Origin of the sequence: Pseudomonas sp. RIT357, from assembly GCF_000632245.1 — a bacterium.
Lineage (GTDB): Bacteria > Pseudomonadota > Gammaproteobacteria > Pseudomonadales > Pseudomonadaceae > Aquipseudomonas > Aquipseudomonas sivasensis.
Genome location: NZ_JFYX01000045.1, coordinates 20,157 through 34,939, shown reverse-complemented (window position 1 = coordinate 34,939; position 14,783 = coordinate 20,157). Strand labels below are relative to the sequence as shown.

At 60.8% G+C, this 14,783-nt stretch carries 21 protein-coding genes; 7 read left to right on the top strand and 14 right to left on the bottom strand.

Going from position 1 to position 14,783, the window contains the following annotated elements; translation table 11 throughout:
* Positions 1 to 41: 41 nt before the first annotated feature.
* From BW43_RS07525 to BW43_RS07535, 3 genes are all read right to left on the bottom strand, one after another.
* Positions 42 to 1,001: a FecR domain-containing protein gene (locus BW43_RS07525; RefSeq protein ID WP_032889996.1), complete on the bottom strand. Its 960-nt coding sequence runs from the start codon at positions 999 to 1,001 to the stop codon at positions 42 to 44.
* 109 nt (positions 1,002 to 1,110) lie between these two features.
* On the bottom strand, positions 1,111 to 1,614 hold the full coding sequence (locus BW43_RS07530) for a sigma-70 family RNA polymerase sigma factor (protein ID WP_032889474.1): 504 nt from the start codon (positions 1,612 to 1,614) through the stop codon (positions 1,111 to 1,113).
* A 121-nt stretch (positions 1,615 to 1,735) separates the two neighbouring features.
* Positions 1,736 to 2,227 carry an AAA family ATPase gene (locus BW43_RS07535; protein ID WP_032889472.1) on the bottom strand — a complete coding sequence of 164 codons (492 nt, stop codon included), beginning with the start codon at positions 2,225 to 2,227 and terminating at the stop codon, positions 1,736 to 1,738.
* Positions 2,228 to 2,306: 79 nt separating this feature from the next.
* On the opposite strand from BW43_RS07535, the gene dapF reads away from it, so the two are divergent.
* Positions 2,307 to 3,110, top strand: a complete 804-nt coding sequence (dapF, locus tag BW43_RS07540) for a diaminopimelate epimerase (protein ID WP_032889470.1) — start codon at positions 2,307 to 2,309, stop codon at positions 3,108 to 3,110.
* On the opposite strand, the gene BW43_RS07545 is transcribed toward dapF, so the two are convergent.
* On the bottom strand, positions 3,098 to 4,240 hold the full coding sequence (locus BW43_RS07545) for a PAS domain-containing sensor histidine kinase (protein ID WP_032889468.1): 1,143 nt from the start codon (positions 4,238 to 4,240) through the stop codon (positions 3,098 to 3,100). The two genes, dapF and BW43_RS07545, sit on opposite strands and share 13 nt — an antisense overlap.
* On the bottom strand, positions 4,230 to 5,045 hold the full coding sequence (locus tag BW43_RS07550; protein WP_032889467.1) for an alpha/beta fold hydrolase: 816 nt from the start codon (positions 5,043 to 5,045) through the stop codon (positions 4,230 to 4,232). The genes BW43_RS07545 and BW43_RS07550 overlap by 11 nt, the downstream gene beginning before the upstream one ends.
* A gap of 128 nt (positions 5,046 to 5,173) precedes the next feature.
* On the opposite strand from BW43_RS07550, the gene BW43_RS07555 reads away from it, so the two are divergent.
* A complete protein-coding gene (locus BW43_RS07555; protein ID WP_032889465.1) occupies positions 5,174 to 6,388 on the top strand; it encodes a YgcG family protein in 1,215 nt (404 codons plus the stop codon).
* A 20-nt stretch (positions 6,389 to 6,408) separates the two neighbouring features.
* Here BW43_RS07555 and BW43_RS07560 read toward each other — a convergent pair whose 3' ends face one another.
* The 3 genes from BW43_RS07560 to BW43_RS07570 form a co-directional block, all read right to left on the bottom strand.
* The gene (locus tag BW43_RS07560) at positions 6,409 to 6,834 is read right to left on the bottom strand and encodes a GNAT family N-acetyltransferase (protein ID WP_032889463.1); all 426 of its coding nucleotides are present in this window, start codon (positions 6,832 to 6,834) and stop codon (positions 6,409 to 6,411) included.
* Positions 6,835 to 6,880: 46 nt separating this feature from the next.
* Entirely contained in the window at positions 6,881 to 8,080 is a 1,200-nt protein-coding gene (locus tag BW43_RS07565) for a hypothetical protein (protein ID WP_032889461.1), read from the bottom strand.
* Positions 8,081 to 8,142: 62 nt separating this feature from the next.
* Positions 8,143 to 8,634 (bottom strand): GNAT family N-acetyltransferase, encoded by a 492-nt coding sequence (locus tag BW43_RS07570; RefSeq protein WP_032889459.1) that lies wholly within the window; start codon positions 8,632 to 8,634, stop codon positions 8,143 to 8,145.
* A 206-nt stretch (positions 8,635 to 8,840) separates the two neighbouring features.
* On the opposite strand from BW43_RS07570, the gene BW43_RS07575 reads away from it, so the two are divergent.
* A complete protein-coding gene (locus BW43_RS07575) occupies positions 8,841 to 9,308 on the top strand; it encodes a GNAT family N-acetyltransferase (RefSeq protein ID WP_032889457.1) in 468 nt (155 codons plus the stop codon).
* Positions 9,309 to 9,388: 80 nt separating this feature from the next.
* Here the strand turns inward: BW43_RS07575 and BW43_RS07580 are convergent, their stop codons facing one another.
* On the bottom strand, positions 9,389 to 9,874 hold the full coding sequence (locus BW43_RS07580; RefSeq protein WP_032889455.1) for a hydrolase: 486 nt from the start codon (positions 9,872 to 9,874) through the stop codon (positions 9,389 to 9,391).
* A 140-nt stretch (positions 9,875 to 10,014) separates the two neighbouring features.
* Here BW43_RS07580 and BW43_RS07585 point away from each other — a divergent pair, with 140 nt between their 5' ends.
* Positions 10,015 to 10,344, top strand: coding sequence for a DHCW motif cupin fold protein (locus BW43_RS07585; RefSeq protein WP_032889453.1), 330 nt, complete (start codon positions 10,015 to 10,017; stop codon positions 10,342 to 10,344).
* A 10-nt stretch (positions 10,345 to 10,354) separates the two neighbouring features.
* Here BW43_RS07585 and BW43_RS07590 read toward each other — a convergent pair whose 3' ends face one another.
* Both BW43_RS07590 and BW43_RS07595 read right to left on the bottom strand, forming a co-directional pair.
* Positions 10,355 to 10,837 (bottom strand): copper chaperone PCu(A)C, encoded by a 483-nt coding sequence (locus tag BW43_RS07590; protein WP_032889451.1) that lies wholly within the window; start codon positions 10,835 to 10,837, stop codon positions 10,355 to 10,357.
* The gene (locus BW43_RS07595; RefSeq protein ID WP_032889449.1) at positions 10,837 to 11,442 is read right to left on the bottom strand and encodes an SCO family protein; all 606 of its coding nucleotides are present in this window, start codon (positions 11,440 to 11,442) and stop codon (positions 10,837 to 10,839) included. The genes BW43_RS07590 and BW43_RS07595 overlap by 1 nt, the downstream gene beginning before the upstream one ends.
* A gap of 181 nt (positions 11,443 to 11,623) precedes the next feature.
* Between BW43_RS07595 and BW43_RS07600 the strand changes: the two genes are divergently transcribed.
* Both BW43_RS07600 and BW43_RS07605 read left to right on the top strand, forming a co-directional pair.
* Positions 11,624 to 12,007 (top strand): DUF2946 domain-containing protein, encoded by a 384-nt coding sequence (locus BW43_RS07600; protein ID WP_032889447.1) that lies wholly within the window; start codon positions 11,624 to 11,626, stop codon positions 12,005 to 12,007.
* A 62-nt stretch (positions 12,008 to 12,069) separates the two neighbouring features.
* Positions 12,070 to 12,615, top strand: coding sequence for a putative natural product biosynthesis protein (locus tag BW43_RS07605; RefSeq protein ID WP_032889445.1), 546 nt, complete (start codon positions 12,070 to 12,072; stop codon positions 12,613 to 12,615).
* A gap of 124 nt (positions 12,616 to 12,739) precedes the next feature.
* On the opposite strand, the gene BW43_RS07610 is transcribed toward BW43_RS07605, so the two are convergent.
* Together BW43_RS07610 and BW43_RS07615 are read right to left on the bottom strand one after the other, a co-directional pair.
* Positions 12,740 to 13,021: a hypothetical protein gene (locus tag BW43_RS07610; protein ID WP_032889443.1), complete on the bottom strand. Its 282-nt coding sequence runs from the start codon at positions 13,019 to 13,021 to the stop codon at positions 12,740 to 12,742.
* Positions 13,022 to 13,082: 61 nt separating this feature from the next.
* Positions 13,083 to 13,559 (bottom strand): hemerythrin domain-containing protein, encoded by a 477-nt coding sequence (locus BW43_RS07615; RefSeq protein WP_032889441.1) that lies wholly within the window; start codon positions 13,557 to 13,559, stop codon positions 13,083 to 13,085.
* A gap of 324 nt (positions 13,560 to 13,883) precedes the next feature.
* On the opposite strand from BW43_RS07615, the gene BW43_RS07620 reads away from it, so the two are divergent.
* The gene (locus tag BW43_RS07620; protein WP_032889439.1) at positions 13,884 to 14,090 is read left to right on the top strand and encodes a PLDc N-terminal domain-containing protein; all 207 of its coding nucleotides are present in this window, start codon (positions 13,884 to 13,886) and stop codon (positions 14,088 to 14,090) included.
* 62 nt (positions 14,091 to 14,152) lie between these two features.
* On the opposite strand, the gene BW43_RS07625 is transcribed toward BW43_RS07620, so the two are convergent.
* Positions 14,153 to 14,713: a type 1 glutamine amidotransferase domain-containing protein gene (locus BW43_RS07625; protein ID WP_032889437.1), complete on the bottom strand. Its 561-nt coding sequence runs from the start codon at positions 14,711 to 14,713 to the stop codon at positions 14,153 to 14,155.
* Positions 14,714 to 14,783 lie beyond the last annotated feature (70 nt).

The window sequence follows — 14,783 nt, the reverse complement described above, 5'->3', positions numbered from 1 at the left end:
ATTTTCAGAAAAAAGCTGAATTATTTTTAAATGCCGGGAAATTACTTGCTCAACACCAGCAGCCACGGGCTGTAGGCGCTGACTTTTGCGCCGTAGGGTTGCAGCACGGCCTGCAGCGCCGCCTTGGGTTTGCGCAGGTCGTAAACCCCCGTGACCCGCTGCGCACCCAGTTGCTTATCGCGCAGCACAATGATGGCGGGTGTATAGCGGCGCAGTTGTTCCAGTACCTCGTTGATCGGCAGGTCATCGGCAATCAACTGGCCCTGACGCCAGGAAGCAGCCTGGCTGGGGGAAAAACTGCCGAGTTCGGCGCGCCCGGCGCGCAAGGTGAGGCGTTGCCCCGGCACCAGGCTGGCGAGGGTGCGGCGGGCTTGCGCATCGGTGACATTGACCGAGCCTTGTTGCACGGCGACGCTCGGATCATCCGGCGTAGCATTGACGTTGAACGCGGTGCCGGTCACGGTCACGCGCAATGTCGTGGTCAATACATGAAAGGGTTTGCTCTTGTCCGGCGTCACCTTGAAAAACGCCTGGCCGGTCAGCAATCGCACATCGCGGTGATTGTCGGCGATGTCCACGGCAATCGCCGAATGGCTGTCGAGTTGCACCACGCTGCCGTCACTGAGGGTGATGTCGCGGGTTTCCCCAGCGCCGGTGCGGTAATCGGCTTGCCAGCGCAGCAGCAGGCTCGGCGCCAACGCCACCACCAGACACGCCGCGATGGCAGCGGCGACCCAGCGTCGAACCCGGCGCGGGCGGGCGGTGTAACGCTGCAGTGGCGCTGCGGGCTGTGGCCAATGTTCTGCGCTGACCGGCGCTACATGCCCAGTCAACTGCCATACGCGTTCAGCCTTGCGATAGGCCTTGGCATTGGCCTCGCTGGCTGCGCACCAATCGGCCACTTGCCCACGCAGGTCCGCATCCAGCGGGGCCTGTTGCACGCGCATCAGCCAGTCGAGGGCCTGGTCGCGGCGGGCGTTGGCGCTATCCTCGGTGGGCATGAATGGCGTATCTCCGCAGGCAAAAAACGGCGGGCAGGATCCCATGGATTCGCCCTTCACCGCAAAAGACGCATCAGCAGAGTTTTTTTTCAGAAAAGTTTTGGTGCGCTCAGTCATCGTCCACCTCCAGGCAGTCCATGCAGTGGCGCAGCGCGTCGTGAACCAGTTGATGCACCAATGCAGTCGACACCCCCAAAGCGGCGGCTACCTGTTGCAACGTGAACCCGCCCAGCCGATGCATTTCAAAAGCGCGGCGGGTGCGCTCGGGCAATTGGGCCAAGGCGCGGGAGATGGCTTCCAGTTCATTCTGGCTGCTCACTTCACGCTCAGGGGAGGCGCTGCTGGAGGGCAAGTCGTTGAGCAATTCGTCGCCACCGGGCTGCACCCGCTCGGTGGCGGTGCGGCGCGTCAAGTCCAGGGCAAGGTTGCGCACGATGCGGTACAGGTAGCTGGCCGGGTGGCGGATATCGGCCTGCTCATCCTGGCCGCTGAAACGCAACCAGGCTTCCTGCACCACGTCCTCGGCGCGCGCGCGGCAGCCCACGATGGGCGTGGCATAGTCCAGCAGCGCGGCCCGGTGGGTCAGGTAAAGCTGGAGTTTTTCATCCGCCAAGAGAGTCAGCTGCCTGCGCGCGACTGTGCCGCGTGGCACAGACTGGGAAGTGAGAGGGCGCGGAGTTTAGCGGTGGTTGATAATGGTTATCAACAACTTGATCGCTTTTGTTGCGCGGCAATCAACGGCGCAAGTGCTTGAGGAGCTTTTCAACAGCCTGCGCCGCATCGATCTGGGCGGTGTCGACCGTCAATGGCGCGTCATTCCAAGGTTCGTATTCATGAACCAAGACCGACTGCCAGCTCGGCGCAATTAGCCCTGGAATATCGCTCTCACGGCTTTCGACGCGGCGTTGGTGCTCGCGCGTATCAGAGCAAACGATTTGGATATCGACCAACGCCACCCCCGCCGTTGCGGCAGTTGCTCGCCACGCCGCGCGGCTTTCCTGCACCGGGTTCACGCAGTCGGCGACCACCGTATGCCCCAACTGCAAGTTGCTCAAGCCCAGAGCGTTCGCCACGCCATAGCCGCTGGCGCCCGGCACCACAGCTGCATCGCGAAGCGCTTGCTCGATGACATCGATGCGCAAGTAAACCGCATTGAACCGGCGTGCCAGTTCGCGGGCAATCGTGGTCTTGCCGGTGCCGGGCAAGCCGCTGAAGACGATAAGCATGGTTCGGTCCTTCGATAGGTCACAGGGGCGTGTTCAGGGTATCCTCCACTTCCTCCACAGGTCGACCCCAGGACACTCCATGCCCTTGCAGTTCGTAAAAATGCACGCCCATGGCGATGACTTCATCATCGTCGACCGCCGTGGCCTGGACGACCCGATCACCCCACAGATCGCCCGCCGCCTGGGCAATCGCCACACTGGCATCGGCTTCAATCAACTGGCCGTGGTGCTTGATTGCGAAGATGCCGTCGCACGTATCAAGTTCTGGAACCCCAACGGCACAGCGCTGCAAACCTGCGGGAGCGCCACCCGAGGCGTGGCCGACCGTTTGATGCATGAAATCGGCGGCGATTCGGTTGTGCTGCGCACTGACCGTGGCCTGCTGACCTGCGTGCGCGAGTCGGGGCGGCGGGTGTCGGTGAACATGGGCGAGCCGTCGTTGGACTGGGCATCAGTGCCGCTGGCCGAGGCCATGGACACGGGCACCTTGCCGATCGACGGCAGCCCGGCGGCGTGCAGCATGGGCAATCCCCATTGCACGTTTTTTGTCGACGACATCAACGCCATCGATGTGGCCGCAGTAGGCCCGGCGCTGGAACTTCATCCGTTGTTCCCGGCCAGGACCAATGTGCATTTTGTGCAGGTGCTGGACCGTGGGCATATCCGCCTGCGCATCTGGGAGCGTGGCGGTGGCGTGCCGTTGGGTTCCGGTTCGTGCTGTTGCGGGGCGGTGGTCAATGGCATCCGGCGCGGCTTGCTGGATGCCACGGTGCAGGTGCAGTGCGATGGCGGCACGGTCACCGTGCACTGGGCGGGCGAGGGCGGCGTGGTGTTGACCGGCAGTGTCGAGCCGATCATGCAGGGCAGTGTCTATCTGTCCTGAAACTTCACCGTAAACGTGGTGCCGGCGTTGGCGCAGGAACTCACCGCCACATCGCCGCCATGCACTTTGGCCAGCTCGCGCACGATATACAGCCCCAGGCCCACACTGCGTACGTCACTGCCCTGGTCGGTGCCGCGGGTCATGGGCTCGAACAGCCCGGTCAGCAAGGCTTCGGGAATTGCCGGGCCGTGGTTGTGCACGGCGACTTCACACGCGCCATCACCCAGGTTCGAGGTGATGGTGATGGGTTGCAGCGGGTCGCCATAAGCCACGCTGTTGGCCACCAGGTTACCGATGATCTGCTGCACGCGGTCTGCGTCCAGACACGCGCCGCCACTGCCTTTGGCCTGATGCTCCAACGTCGCTTTGGGGAATGCCACACGCAGCTCATCCACCGTGCGATGAATCACGTCATGCAGGTCCAGCGGCGCCGCCTTGATGCTGATGCCCTGGCCGACCCGGGCCTGGGTGAAGTCCAACAGGTCGGCAATCATGCGTTGGGCGCGTTCGGATGATTGGCTGATATGCCCAAGTAGCTGGCGTTCTTTGGCGGTGCGCTCGCCACGGTTGAGAAAGTCCGACGCCATGCGGATCGCCGTAAGGGGGTTTTTCAGGTCATGGCTGACAATCGCAACCATCTGCTCGGCAAACAGTGCGCGGCGCTGGGCAATGGCGTAGGCCTCGCTCAGTTCGGCCTGTGCCTGGTGCAGCGCCAGTTCGGTAGCGGTCTTTTCCTGCAGCAGCGCTTCGGCCAGGTTGCGTGCGTTGAGCAACTCGCGCTCGTACTTGTCCCGGTCGGTGGTGCCGAACAACGCCAGGTCGTGCACTACAGCGCCGGCCTGTTCGCGTTTGTTGCCGTTGAGCAGCACGGTCACCTTGTGCCCGTCGTGGTGCAGCATGTCCAACTTCACTTCGGTGACGCTGCCGTGCATGCGCAGCATCGGCGCCAGGTGGGTCTGGTGGAAGATCCGCCCGCCTATGGTCAGCAGGTCCTGGAAGCGATGGCCGCACAACTCGGCATTGCTGAACCCCAACCAATCACTGAAGCGCGCGTTGGCTTGCAGGATCGTGCCGTCTTCCGAGGTGACGGCCAGGGCGCAGGCGGCGCTGTCGAACAGCTCAGTGGGCACGGGAAACCGCCCAAGGCGCGAGGAATGTGTCCATGGCCGCCGCGCAGGCTTGCGGCGCGCTCATGTGCGGGCAGTGGCCGACGTTAGCCACCAGGCAATAGGTGCTGTTGGGCAACACGCGGTGCAGGTATTCGCCCACGGCCACGGGGGCAATCAGGTCGTCGCTCGATTGCAGGATCAACACCGGGGTGGTCAGGCCGATCACGTCCTGGCGGTTGTCGGACATGAAGGTGACGCGCGCGAATTGCTTGGCGATGTCCGGTTCGGTGCGGCAGAAACTGTCGGTCAGTTCGTCACTCAGCGCTGGTTGCCCAGGCGCGCCCATGATCACCGGGGCCATGGCGCTGGACCAACCGAGGTAGTTGCTGTCGAGGGTGTCGAGCAGGTCGTCGATATCGCTGCGCTTGAAGCCGCCTACGTAGTCATCGATATCGATATAGCGCGGTGAGGGACCGATCATCACATGGGCAGCGACACGGCCGGGGCTCAGGCGATCGGCGAGGGTGCCGATCATCGCGCTGACCGAGTGCCCCACCAGAATCACCGGGCCTTCGGCATAGGCGTCGATGATCTCGTTGAGGTCGCGGGCGTAGCCTTCCAGCACGTTGTATTTGGTCTTGTCGAAGGCGCTCAGGTCAGACAGACCGGCGCCCACCAAGTCATACATCACCACGCGAAAGCGTTCTTCAAACTGCGGTGCCAAGTATTTCCACATGGCCTGGTTGCAGCCGAATCCATGGGAAAACACCAGGGTCGAAGCCCCGCGGCCCATCACAGTAACGTTGTTGCGGTGGCGTAGGTCCATGTGGGTCCCGAAATTATGGCGTATTGCTATATACGCGGCAGTTTAGATAGTCATCGGCGTGGGGTCACGCGTTATAGCGCTGATAAGGTAAAGTCGGCGCCTTCAGGAAGAAACTTCAGGTAACAAACATGATGCGGTGGTTACGGCAATCTCTCTCGATTCTGCTGGTAGTGGTGTTCACCAGCCCGTTAATCAGCGCCCAGGCTGACACCTCGCCGATTGGCATCGCCCTTGACCAGCGGGTGATAGACCTCACCAACACCCTCGACACCAGCACCACCACTCGTCTGAAAGAGCAGCTCGCCGCCCTCGAACAACGCAAAGGCGCCCAGGTGGCGGTGTTGCTGGTGCCCTCAACTGGCGAGGCGAGCATCGAGGATTACGCCAACCAACTGTTCCGCGCCTGGAAACTGGGGCGCAAGGACGTCAACGACGGCATCCTGCTGCTGGTGGCCAAGGCTGATCGCAAGGTGCGTATCGAAGTGGGCTACGGCCTGGAAGGCACCGTCACCGACCTGTTGGCCCACCGCATCATTGAGGAGCACATCACGCCGGCGTTTCGTCGGGGCGATTACGCGGGCGGCATCAGCCAAGGCGTGGATGATCTGGTCGTGCTGGTGGACGGCGGAGAGTTGCCTCAGGTGACAGGCCCCGGCGTTGCGCCCGAGGCCATCGCGGTGTTGCTCGCGTTTATCGTTGGTGCGATTGGCGGCGTGCTGATGGCCGCGCGCAAGCTGGGTTGGCGTGGGGCGTTAATCGCCACGGCTGCCGTCACTGTGTTGCTGGTGGTGTTCGCCGGTGGCCGGGAATGGCCGGTTTATCTGCTGGTATTGCCGCTGAGCATCCTGATTGGCGGCGCCACCTTCGGCGCATTGTGGCTGGCGCGCACGGCGTTCTACTGCGTGATGGGGGTGCTGGCCTATGTCGTCGGTGTGGTGATAGCCAACCGGTTTGTAGAGGTCAGTTATGTCCATTGGCTGGTCTGGCCGTTTGGCGGGGCGTTAGTGCTGGGCTTATACCTTGGGTTGTACTTCGTCATCAAAGCATCCTGGAAAAAGAGCCCGCGCTTTTTCCTCCTGCGTGCGTTGGCGGTCACGGCTGTCTACGTTGCCGCAGGGATGCTGCTGGGGCACGGTTACCAGGGCTGGATCGTGGCGATCCCCGTGGCCTCCTTCGTGGCGTTTATTGTGTTTGTGCAGAGCATTGCCAGTTCCGGGGCGGGTTCGAGCCGGAGCTCCGGTTCAAGCTCCAGCTCTAGCTCCAGCTCCAGTGGCTCCAGCTCCAGCAGTTCCTCGGGTGGCGGCGGTTCCAGTGGCGGCGGCGGGGCTTCGGGGAGTTGGTAAGCCTGACGAGGCCCTGACCGTTACAGCTGTTTAGAGAGAAAAACGCGGCTGCTGCCTTGGGGCGCGCAGGGTATTTCTCCAAACCGCACCCATCCATTTTTCTCGTAAAACCCCGGCGCCTGAAAGCTGATGGTGTACAGCACCGCATTCAGGCAGCCCCGACGCCGAGCTTCGTCTTCAAAAGCTTTCAGCAACTGGCTGCCGAGGCCCGTGCCACGCAGGGAGTCGGGCAGGTGAAACAGGTCAAGGAAGGCCATGCCGAACGCTGTTCTACCCGTAATGCCTCCCAAGACTTCCTGGGTGTGCGGGTCTCTGATCAACACCGTCAAAGGGCGCCGGTCATGGTAACCGGCGGCCTGTTCGTTGAAGGCGGCCAGGCCGCTACTCAGGATACGCTCTGCGTCGGGGTTGGGTTGGTCGCTGATTTCAATCTGAGCATGCTGCATCGCGATGGCGTCCGTGTTGTGCCTGACCTTGGCGCTGGCCCGTGGTTCAGTGGGGCGAGGCGTCTGATGAGTGTTCGGGTGATGCTTGTCCTGTTTTGTTTCCAGAGGGCGTTGCAGCGTCTGTTGCCGGCGCCGACTTCCTGGGTGTGCGAATCGCGTTGCTGCTTTGAGTGAGCACACAGTAGTCGGAATGTTCCGGCCACTCCTTGAGCGTTTTGTTGATCAGGCGGGTTGGGCACAAAAGCAGCACATCGCCGAAGGAAAACAGTGGGAATGCGCGTACCACGGGATGACCACGCAATTCTTCGACCTCGCCCCAGATTTGCGTATCGAAATCTTCCGTGGCCCAGGTTTTTGTCAGCCAGAACCTGGCCTCCACCGGGTCACGCGCCTTCATTGCAAGCGCCGCCGAATAAACGATGGAGGCAGAACTTCCCGGTGCAACAACAATGACCATTGCCGCGCAGGCGACCACTGCCAGCAGGCTAAAGAACAGGCGCTTGAACAGGTCCCCCTTGCAGACATAGAACACCACCACGGGCAGTAGGGGGACGGTGGTGGCGAACATCGAGATAAACATCAAGCGGTTCATGCCGTCGAGCGTGTCTTTGTCGGCATAGGCGCTGTAGATCAAGCTGGCGGGAAATACCGCAGAGAACACCGTTGCAATCAGCAACAATGCAAGCATGAGGATGAACAAGCCCCGTACCGGCCAGCTGCGAGGTTTTGCGGTACTCGCAAAGGTTGCACAGATGTCGACGGCAACGCGGAATCCGGGTAACGCCACCAGGCCAAACAAGGTGGCGGCAAGACCAACCAGGGTATAGAGCAGCGTGTCGTCACCGCTCAACGAAGGCCCCTTGAAGCTGTGCCACAGCATTGCAAGGATACCGCTCAATACCGGCACAAACAGGATGCCCACCAATTTGCGCTGTTGGGACGCCGCATCACTGAACAAGGACATCGTTAGCCCGAACAGGAATGTGGTCGATAACAGAATGAACAGGTACACCCCCAGCATGCCGGCCACGGCGGCGAGCCAGGGAATCAGCGCCGACTTGGCCTCCAGCGCAGCGGCCATCAGGTCCGGGCGGCCTATCGCAGTCGCGTAGGTGGACAGCGTATAAAACCCCAGCAATGTGCCCAGCCCCGCGAAAATAACGCTGAGGGGCGCCCAATAGATGGCCATTCGTTTGAGGTTTTTCTTAACAGCTTGTTGAAAGGTGGGCGGTGTTGCGTTGAGCACGAGGTGATTCCTTCCCTGGACAAAAATAGCGGTGATGTACCCGGAGCATGTTGGGCTGAGCGTTAAAGCGCCATCACCATCTCATGCCACGCCATTCCGCCGTGATCCGAAGGCGAAGGCCGAACATAGGTGTAACCCAGCCGCGCATACAACGGCACATGCCGCTCCTTGCACATCAGGTGAATGGTTCGCTTGCCTAGCGTCTTCATGCGCTGCACAAACTCGCTCATCAACACCGTGGAATAGCCGTTGCCCTGATGCGCGGGGTCGACCACCACCGACATGATCACCACATTCGGCGCCTCGGGTGCATGCCCCACCAACTCCTTGAATGCCTCGTCCGACATCACCACTTCATGGGCGCAGCCACTGTTGATAAATCCCACCACCTCGCCATCGGCTTCAAGAATCAGGAAGCCTTGCGGGTACAACGCAATGCGCGTGGCGATCTTCTCCAGGGTCGCGGCTTCGTCGCCTTCGTAGGCAGTGATTTCTATCTCAAAGCAACGGGCAGCGTCGGCGGGGAGGGCGTTGCGCAGGGTGAGGGCGGGCATGCAGGTTCCTGGGGCATTGATTGAAAGGGCACATGATAGATACAAACCCGCCAAGTGGCACAGTCTACGGTGTATGTCGCGACATCCTGACTGTTGCACTGCCCCCAGCATCGCGCCACTTGATCGCGCTAATATAAAAAACCAGGTCTGGCTCCAAGGTATCGATCAGGCCTTGAAGTCACCAACACGCATAAAGGAAGGACCCTGTGCTGGAAATAAAACGCGCCACCCCCGAAGACGCCAACGCCGCTTTTGACATCCGCCGCGAAGCCATCCGCCGCCAATGCATCGGTGCCTACACCGCTGAGCAAATGGCGCTCTGGACTCGCGGCAGTGCCGACGATGGTTACAGCACGTTGATGGAAAAACCGTTTTACCTCGGCTGGGTAAACGATGAACCGGTCGCCACCGGCATGCTCGACCTCGACAACAATGAAGTGGGCGCGTTGTTTGTACTGCCGCAGTTCACCGGACGTGGGTACGGCAAGGCGATGCTGGATCATCTTGAGGCGCTTGCGCGGGAACTGGAGTTAGCAGAGGTGGTGCTGGATGCGACGTTGAATGCGGCGAGTTTCTATCGGGCATGCGGCTATGTGGGGGAGCAGCAGGCGATCTACCACTCGCCGTCGGGGCTGGAGTTGGCGTGTATACCGATGACTAAGCGGATTGAGTGAGCAGCGCTACCCAATGAGGGGCTTACTGGCGATAGCGGTGGTTCAGGCAACAAGGCTCTCGACGCTGTCCTTGCCCCTCATCAGGTACGGAAAGCCGCGCGCAGCCGCTCTATAACCGCGTCAACCGAATCCCCATGAACCTGCGGCGGCACCCGACTTTCCCCAAATTCGCGCCACACAAACAGCGTCAACTCGGCGCCGTCGGTCTGCGCCTGCGCATGGCCGGGCGCGGCAAAGCTATGCAGCAATCGATAACGCTCATCCCGCCAGAACGCATCTTCCACCCAGTCATACACCGGGATGAAATGAAAATGCAGCGGGAACCCTGGCATATGCCCGTAGCGGCTGATGTACAGCCACTTGGGTTCGAGTTGCGCCTCCATGACCCGCTGGGTCCTGGCCAGTAACCCACCCAGTTCGGCCAGTGCGGCTTCCGGCATGTCGGCCAGGGAATGAATACGCGCCTTGGCGCCCAGCATCAGGTAGCCCGGCAGTTTTGACGCCAGGTGATGGTTGAGCTGCCAGTGCTCGGTCTCAAGCAGGATGTAAGCAGGGTCGATCTGCATCAGCGTGCATCCACGGGAACAAGACCGGCAGGATAACAAGCGTCGCCGCCTGTATCCCACAAAAGCATGGGATCTGTGTCTGTCGCCTACCGTTGCAGGCCGATAGCCTCCCTCCACCATCACTCACGACTGAGCCCCCCATGAACCTCACCGCTGTCCCCTTTGGCACCACCGACTGGTCCGCCATCGACCCCGTCGTTTACCCCGGCGTTACCGGCCATGCGCTGTGGCGCACCTGCCATTTCGGAAACACTCGTGTACGCATGGTGGAGTACACCCCCGGCTACCTGGCCGATCACTGGTGCAAACGCGGGCATGTGTTGTTGTGCCTGGAAGGCGAGTTGGACACGGAGTTGGAAGACGGCCGTCAGTTCACGCTGACGGCCGGGATGAGTTACCAGGTAGGTAATGACATGGAAGCGCATCGCTCATCGACGAGCGTTGGGGCGAAGCTGTTTATCGTGGATTGATGCAGCACGGTCAGTGCATCTTGCTGTGGTCCATATGGCTATGGTCCACACCATCCAAACCACGTGCTGGCGCGGTCACTTCGACGGTCTGCTGTTCACCCTTGGCGTTTTCCACCGTCAGGGTCAGCGGTACTTGGTCGCCTTCCTTAATATGCCCGGTCAGGCCCATCAGCATCACGTGGTAGCCATTCGGGTCGAGTGTGACGGCCTTGCCTGCGGGCAAGGCCACTGCGTCTACCGGGCCCATGCGCATGACGTCGTCTTTCATGCTCATTTCATGGATCTGCACGTCCTTTGCCACCGGCGATGCCACACGCAGTAACTTGCTGTCGCTGTCGGCCGTGACGGTCATGAACGCGCCGCTGGACGGCTGGCCCTGCACCGTGGCGCGCACCCAGGCGTCGGTCACTTGCACCTGGGCGCTGGCGTGGGCGGCGAAACCCAAGAGGGCGAGGCCGAAGGTGAAGCGCTTGAGGTGTTGAACGGCAGTCATTAGCAGACCTCCATGACGGTGAGCAGATCTTCTGCGCACTCTTTTGCGGTAAGGGATGCTTGCAGGCCCAGGCGCAGGTTGCCGCGCGTGTCGAAGACGAAACTGGTGGCCGTGTGGGACAGCGTGTAGGTGTCGCCGGCGGGGATCTTTTCATAAAAGATCCCGAACTCCTTGGCGGCCACGGCGATTTCTTCGGGGGTGCCGTACAGCGCTTCGAAGCTCGGATCGAAGGCCTTGACGTACTTGTCGAGAATCTCCGGTGTGTCGCGTTCCGGGTCGAGGGTGATAAAGATCACCTGCATGATCTCGCCGTCGCGGCCCATCAGCTTCTTGGCTTGGGCGGCGCGGGCGAGGGTGGTCGGGCACACGGCCGGGCACTGGGTGAAGCCGAAGAACACCACCGGCATCAGCCCACGGTAGGAGCTGAGGGTGACGGTGTCGCCCTCGGTGTTCTTGAGCTTGAAGGTGCGGCCCATGATCTTGTCGCTCAAGTCCTTGCCGTACTTGAAGTTCAACCTGGGGCTGTTGTCACAACCGGTCAGCAGGCCCAGACCCAGCAGGCCCATGCCGGTCAGGACCTTGCGGCGGGTGAATAACGTACTCATCAACTGTGCATCCTGTGAAACGCCTGCATTGCTCTGGATCTACACATCAGGCTTTGAAAAGGAGTAAACGAGGAGGGCGCCAAGTCTACCAACCCTGGCGATGGCACGTAATCTGCGACGTTCTGCCACAGGGGGCCGCCGTATTTCATCCCTTTGCGGCTTCGGTGGTAGAGTCGCCGCCATGAAATCGAGCCACCCCGACCGTTCGCCAATCGTCTGGACCCTGTACTTCTGCGTACTGATGAACCTGTTCGTGTGCGGTTTGGGCCATGGCCAGATGATGGGCCAGGAGCTCAATGGGATCGGCGGCGCGTTCTGTTCGGTGGACGGTAAGCAGGCGCCACTTTCCGACAAAGGGTTGGGCAGCCCGTCTTCCAGCAACATCTCGAACTACTTTGCCTGCCCGGTGTGCGCCTCGCTGACGGTCGCCCTCGTGTTCCTGATTGGACTGGCGTGGCTGTTGGGCCTCGGACAAACCCCGCGCCCGGCCCATGAACAACGCAACAAGGCGCCGCCGCGCCATGCCTGGCCCTCGGCCAATCCCCGCGCTTCCCCCGCATTCTGACGTGTGCCTTGGGCCTCCTGTGACCAGGAGGCGTTCTATCGTCACGACTGTGAGTGCATTTCATGAACCAACAATTGCCTGCAGGCGCGAGTCGCCTGGTCAGCAAGGCGTCCCGTCGCCTGCGCGCGGAACCGGCGCGGGCTGAATACCCGAGTAACTCCCGCTGCTTCGTGCACCTGGATGCACGCCTTTTGCCCTACTGGCACACCCTGTTCGATATCTGCCCAGCCCTGCTCAAGCTCGACCCGCCCGAGGGCTTGAACCTGTTCCGCAGCTTTATGACCTGGGCCTATCGCAACCAGCCCGCGCAGGATTGGACCTACCACCTGAATGTGTGCCGCTGGTTGCTGAGCTCGACGTATCGCCAGCACATCGACGATGAGCCCATCGAAGCGTTCATGGCGGCCGCCGCAGCGTGTTGGGTCAACACCGATACCAGCCACGCGCAGGGGGTAGTCCTGGCCTGGCAATCGATGACGGTGTTCGATTGCAAGCAAGCGATGTTCGCCGACGCTGCACCCTCAGCCTTGCCACCCTCGCCATGGGATTTCGCCTGGTGCCCGTTGAACGCCCAAGGACGCTTCAACGGCTGGTTGCCTGTGCCTTGATCGGTATCAAGACGCGTGCGTATTGCGTTGGCACTAAATGGTGCAGCACATCGCAGCGTCGGTGGCGTGGCCCGGAACAGCGCGCGCTGACTGACAGGCTGCGCTGCCGATTACGGTTGAGCTGTCAGCTGCCGGTGCGCGGTTTTTGCTGACGGTCTTTGTCTCTATCGTCGCGGTCATCAGCCTTGGGAGTTTTGTCCGGCTGTTTGACGGTGTCCTGGCTTTTTTTGCCGCTGTCGGCCGGGCTGCTCGGGTACGTGCCGGGTGGCAGCGCGGAGCCTGCAGCCCCATCACCTGCAACAGCATTGGCTGCAGGTGTCGGGTTGTCGCCGAAAGCGGCGAGGGCGGGTTGGCCTGAAAGAGCCGTCAGGCAGAGTGCAAGCACGATCCTTTGTCTATTCGTCATGATTCAATCCTCTTGATTCATCGAACACACCCGTGGACTTGTCCACGGGTCGACGGGTGCGTCACGCAGCCATTGGCTTGTCCGCCATCGCCTTCTTATGCGCGGCCTTCATGGCTTGCATTTGTTCACCCAGTTCTTCCAGTAGAGCTTTGCCCAGCAGTTTCTTCGCTTGAGGAAACATCTCGGTTTCCTCTTCTTCAATGTGGTGTTCCAGCAGTTCCTTGACCACCTTCACCCGACCGGAAAACTCGGTGGTGGACGGCTCCGTCTGCTTCAGGTCAGGCAGCACCAGCGAGTCGACGGTGCGATGCTCTTCCTTGGCTTCGTGGTACATGATGTCCTGCTCCTTGCCGCCGGCTTTTCGGAACGCCGGGTACAGAATCTCTTCTTCAAGCTTGGTGTGCAGGCTGATTTCCATTTCGAGTTTAGCCAGCAACTCGGTGCGCTTTTTAACCCCGCGTTCGGTGGATTCGCTCAGTTGGGTCAACAATGCTTTAACACGTTCATGGTCGGCTTTGAGCAGGTCGATGGCATTCATGATGAAACCTCACAGTCAGGGTATGGGCGCGTCGAGGTGCGCGCGTTGTCTGGTAGGAAATTGCATAAGTCAGACCATCATGGATGATCGGTTAAACGTCATTCGAATCAATAAGTTGAGATTGATTTTAGAAAACCTGTGTCGTGCAGCTTGCATGGTCGGTCCCCAACCAGGTTGCATTAAACCCGCTTCTACCTGCGCACTGGACAGACGGAGGTGGCTCGGCATGTGCCGCAACCATTGGGCGAGAGCGCCCTGGCGTAATTTCGATGGAACCCTTGGGGGGAATGCTTGACCTAACCCATAGACCTCAGGAGGTGAATCATGGAAATAAATTATGTCTGGATCGGTTTGGCGGTGGTTCTGCTGCTCTTGGAATTGTGGGCAATTAACGTCGTATTGCGCAGTACCGGTGGCTGGGAGACCAAGGGGCTGTGGCTGGTGATCCTGATCTTTGTGCCGTTGCTGGGCCTGATTGCGTGGGCGATGTTCGGGCCCAAACGCGAGATGCCGGAACACCGCAAGAGCTGACGCCTAAGGCCGTTAGCAAACAGGCGCCCTATGGGCGCCTGTTTACGTTCAGGTGCCGGATATCAGCCAGCCAGCGCCTTGGCAATCGCCTCATTGAATGCCGGCAAATCGTCGGGTGTACGGGAGGTGATCAAGGTCCAGCCATTGGCGTTGCATTGCTTGACCTCGGCGTCGACCCAACCGGCAGCGCCGGCGTTTTCCAGGTCGATGCGGACGCTTTTGTAGGAGGTCAACGTCTTGCCTTTGATTACGCCCGCGTCGATCAGCGTCCACGGCCCATGACAAATGGCCGCAATGGTTTTGCCGTCGGCGGCGAAGTCCTTGATCAAGCGCAGCGCCGCTGCGTCCTGGCGCAGGGTGTCGGCGTTCACGGTACCGCCGGGGATCACCAGCGCATCAAAATCGCTGCTCTGCACATCCGACAGTTGCACCTCGGATTCCACGGTCCTGTCCTTTTCGGTATCACCGACAAACGTTTGGGTGCTGCCGCCCTTGCTGGAAGCGTGGGTCACCGTCGCGCCAAAACCGCGCAGCGCTTCCAGGGGCTTGAGCAACTCGTCGCGCTCGATGCCGGTGTTGGAGGTGATGATGAGGATTTTCTTTCCGTTGAGTTGCGAGGTCATGGTCGAGTGTCTCCTGGGTGAAGGGGGTTAATGGTCGTGTCTGGCCTGTCGCTTCCTGGCCATTTCAGCT

Coding starts and splice junctions, on each gene's coding strand:
- BW43_RS07525 (WP_032889996.1), bottom strand. CDS start 1,001: ATGCCCACCGAGGATAGCGCCAACGCCCGCCGCGACCAGGCCCTCGAC.
- BW43_RS07535 (WP_032889472.1), bottom strand. CDS start 2,227: ATGCTTATCGTCTTCAGCGGCTTGCCCGGCACCGGCAAGACCACGATT.
- dapF (WP_032889470.1), top strand. CDS start 2,307: ATGCCCTTGCAGTTCGTAAAAATGCACGCCCATGGCGATGACTTCATC.
- BW43_RS07550 (WP_032889467.1), bottom strand. CDS start 5,045: ATGGACCTACGCCACCGCAACAACGTTACTGTGATGGGCCGCGGGGCT.
- BW43_RS07555 (WP_032889465.1), top strand. CDS start 5,174: ATGATGCGGTGGTTACGGCAATCTCTCTCGATTCTGCTGGTAGTGGTG.
- BW43_RS07560 (WP_032889463.1), bottom strand. CDS start 6,834: ATGCAGCATGCTCAGATTGAAATCAGCGACCAACCCAACCCCGACGCA.
- BW43_RS07570 (WP_032889459.1), bottom strand. CDS start 8,634: ATGCCCGCCCTCACCCTGCGCAACGCCCTCCCCGCCGACGCTGCCCGT.
- BW43_RS07580 (WP_032889455.1), bottom strand. CDS start 9,874: ATGCAGATCGACCCTGCTTACATCCTGCTTGAGACCGAGCACTGGCAG.
- BW43_RS07585 (WP_032889453.1), top strand. CDS start 10,015: ATGAACCTCACCGCTGTCCCCTTTGGCACCACCGACTGGTCCGCCATC.
- BW43_RS07590 (WP_032889451.1), bottom strand. CDS start 10,837: ATGACTGCCGTTCAACACCTCAAGCGCTTCACCTTCGGCCTCGCCCTC.
- BW43_RS07595 (WP_032889449.1), bottom strand. CDS start 11,442: ATGAGTACGTTATTCACCCGCCGCAAGGTCCTGACCGGCATGGGCCTG.
- BW43_RS07600 (WP_032889447.1), top strand. CDS start 11,624: ATGAAATCGAGCCACCCCGACCGTTCGCCAATCGTCTGGACCCTGTAC.
- BW43_RS07605 (WP_032889445.1), top strand. CDS start 12,070: ATGAACCAACAATTGCCTGCAGGCGCGAGTCGCCTGGTCAGCAAGGCG.
- BW43_RS07610 (WP_032889443.1), bottom strand. CDS start 13,021: ATGACGAATAGACAAAGGATCGTGCTTGCACTCTGCCTGACGGCTCTT.
- BW43_RS07615 (WP_032889441.1), bottom strand. CDS start 13,559: ATGAATGCCATCGACCTGCTCAAAGCCGACCATGAACGTGTTAAAGCA.
- BW43_RS07620 (WP_032889439.1), top strand. CDS start 13,884: ATGGAAATAAATTATGTCTGGATCGGTTTGGCGGTGGTTCTGCTGCTC.
- BW43_RS07625 (WP_032889437.1), bottom strand. CDS start 14,713: ATGACCTCGCAACTCAACGGAAAGAAAATCCTCATCATCACCTCCAAC.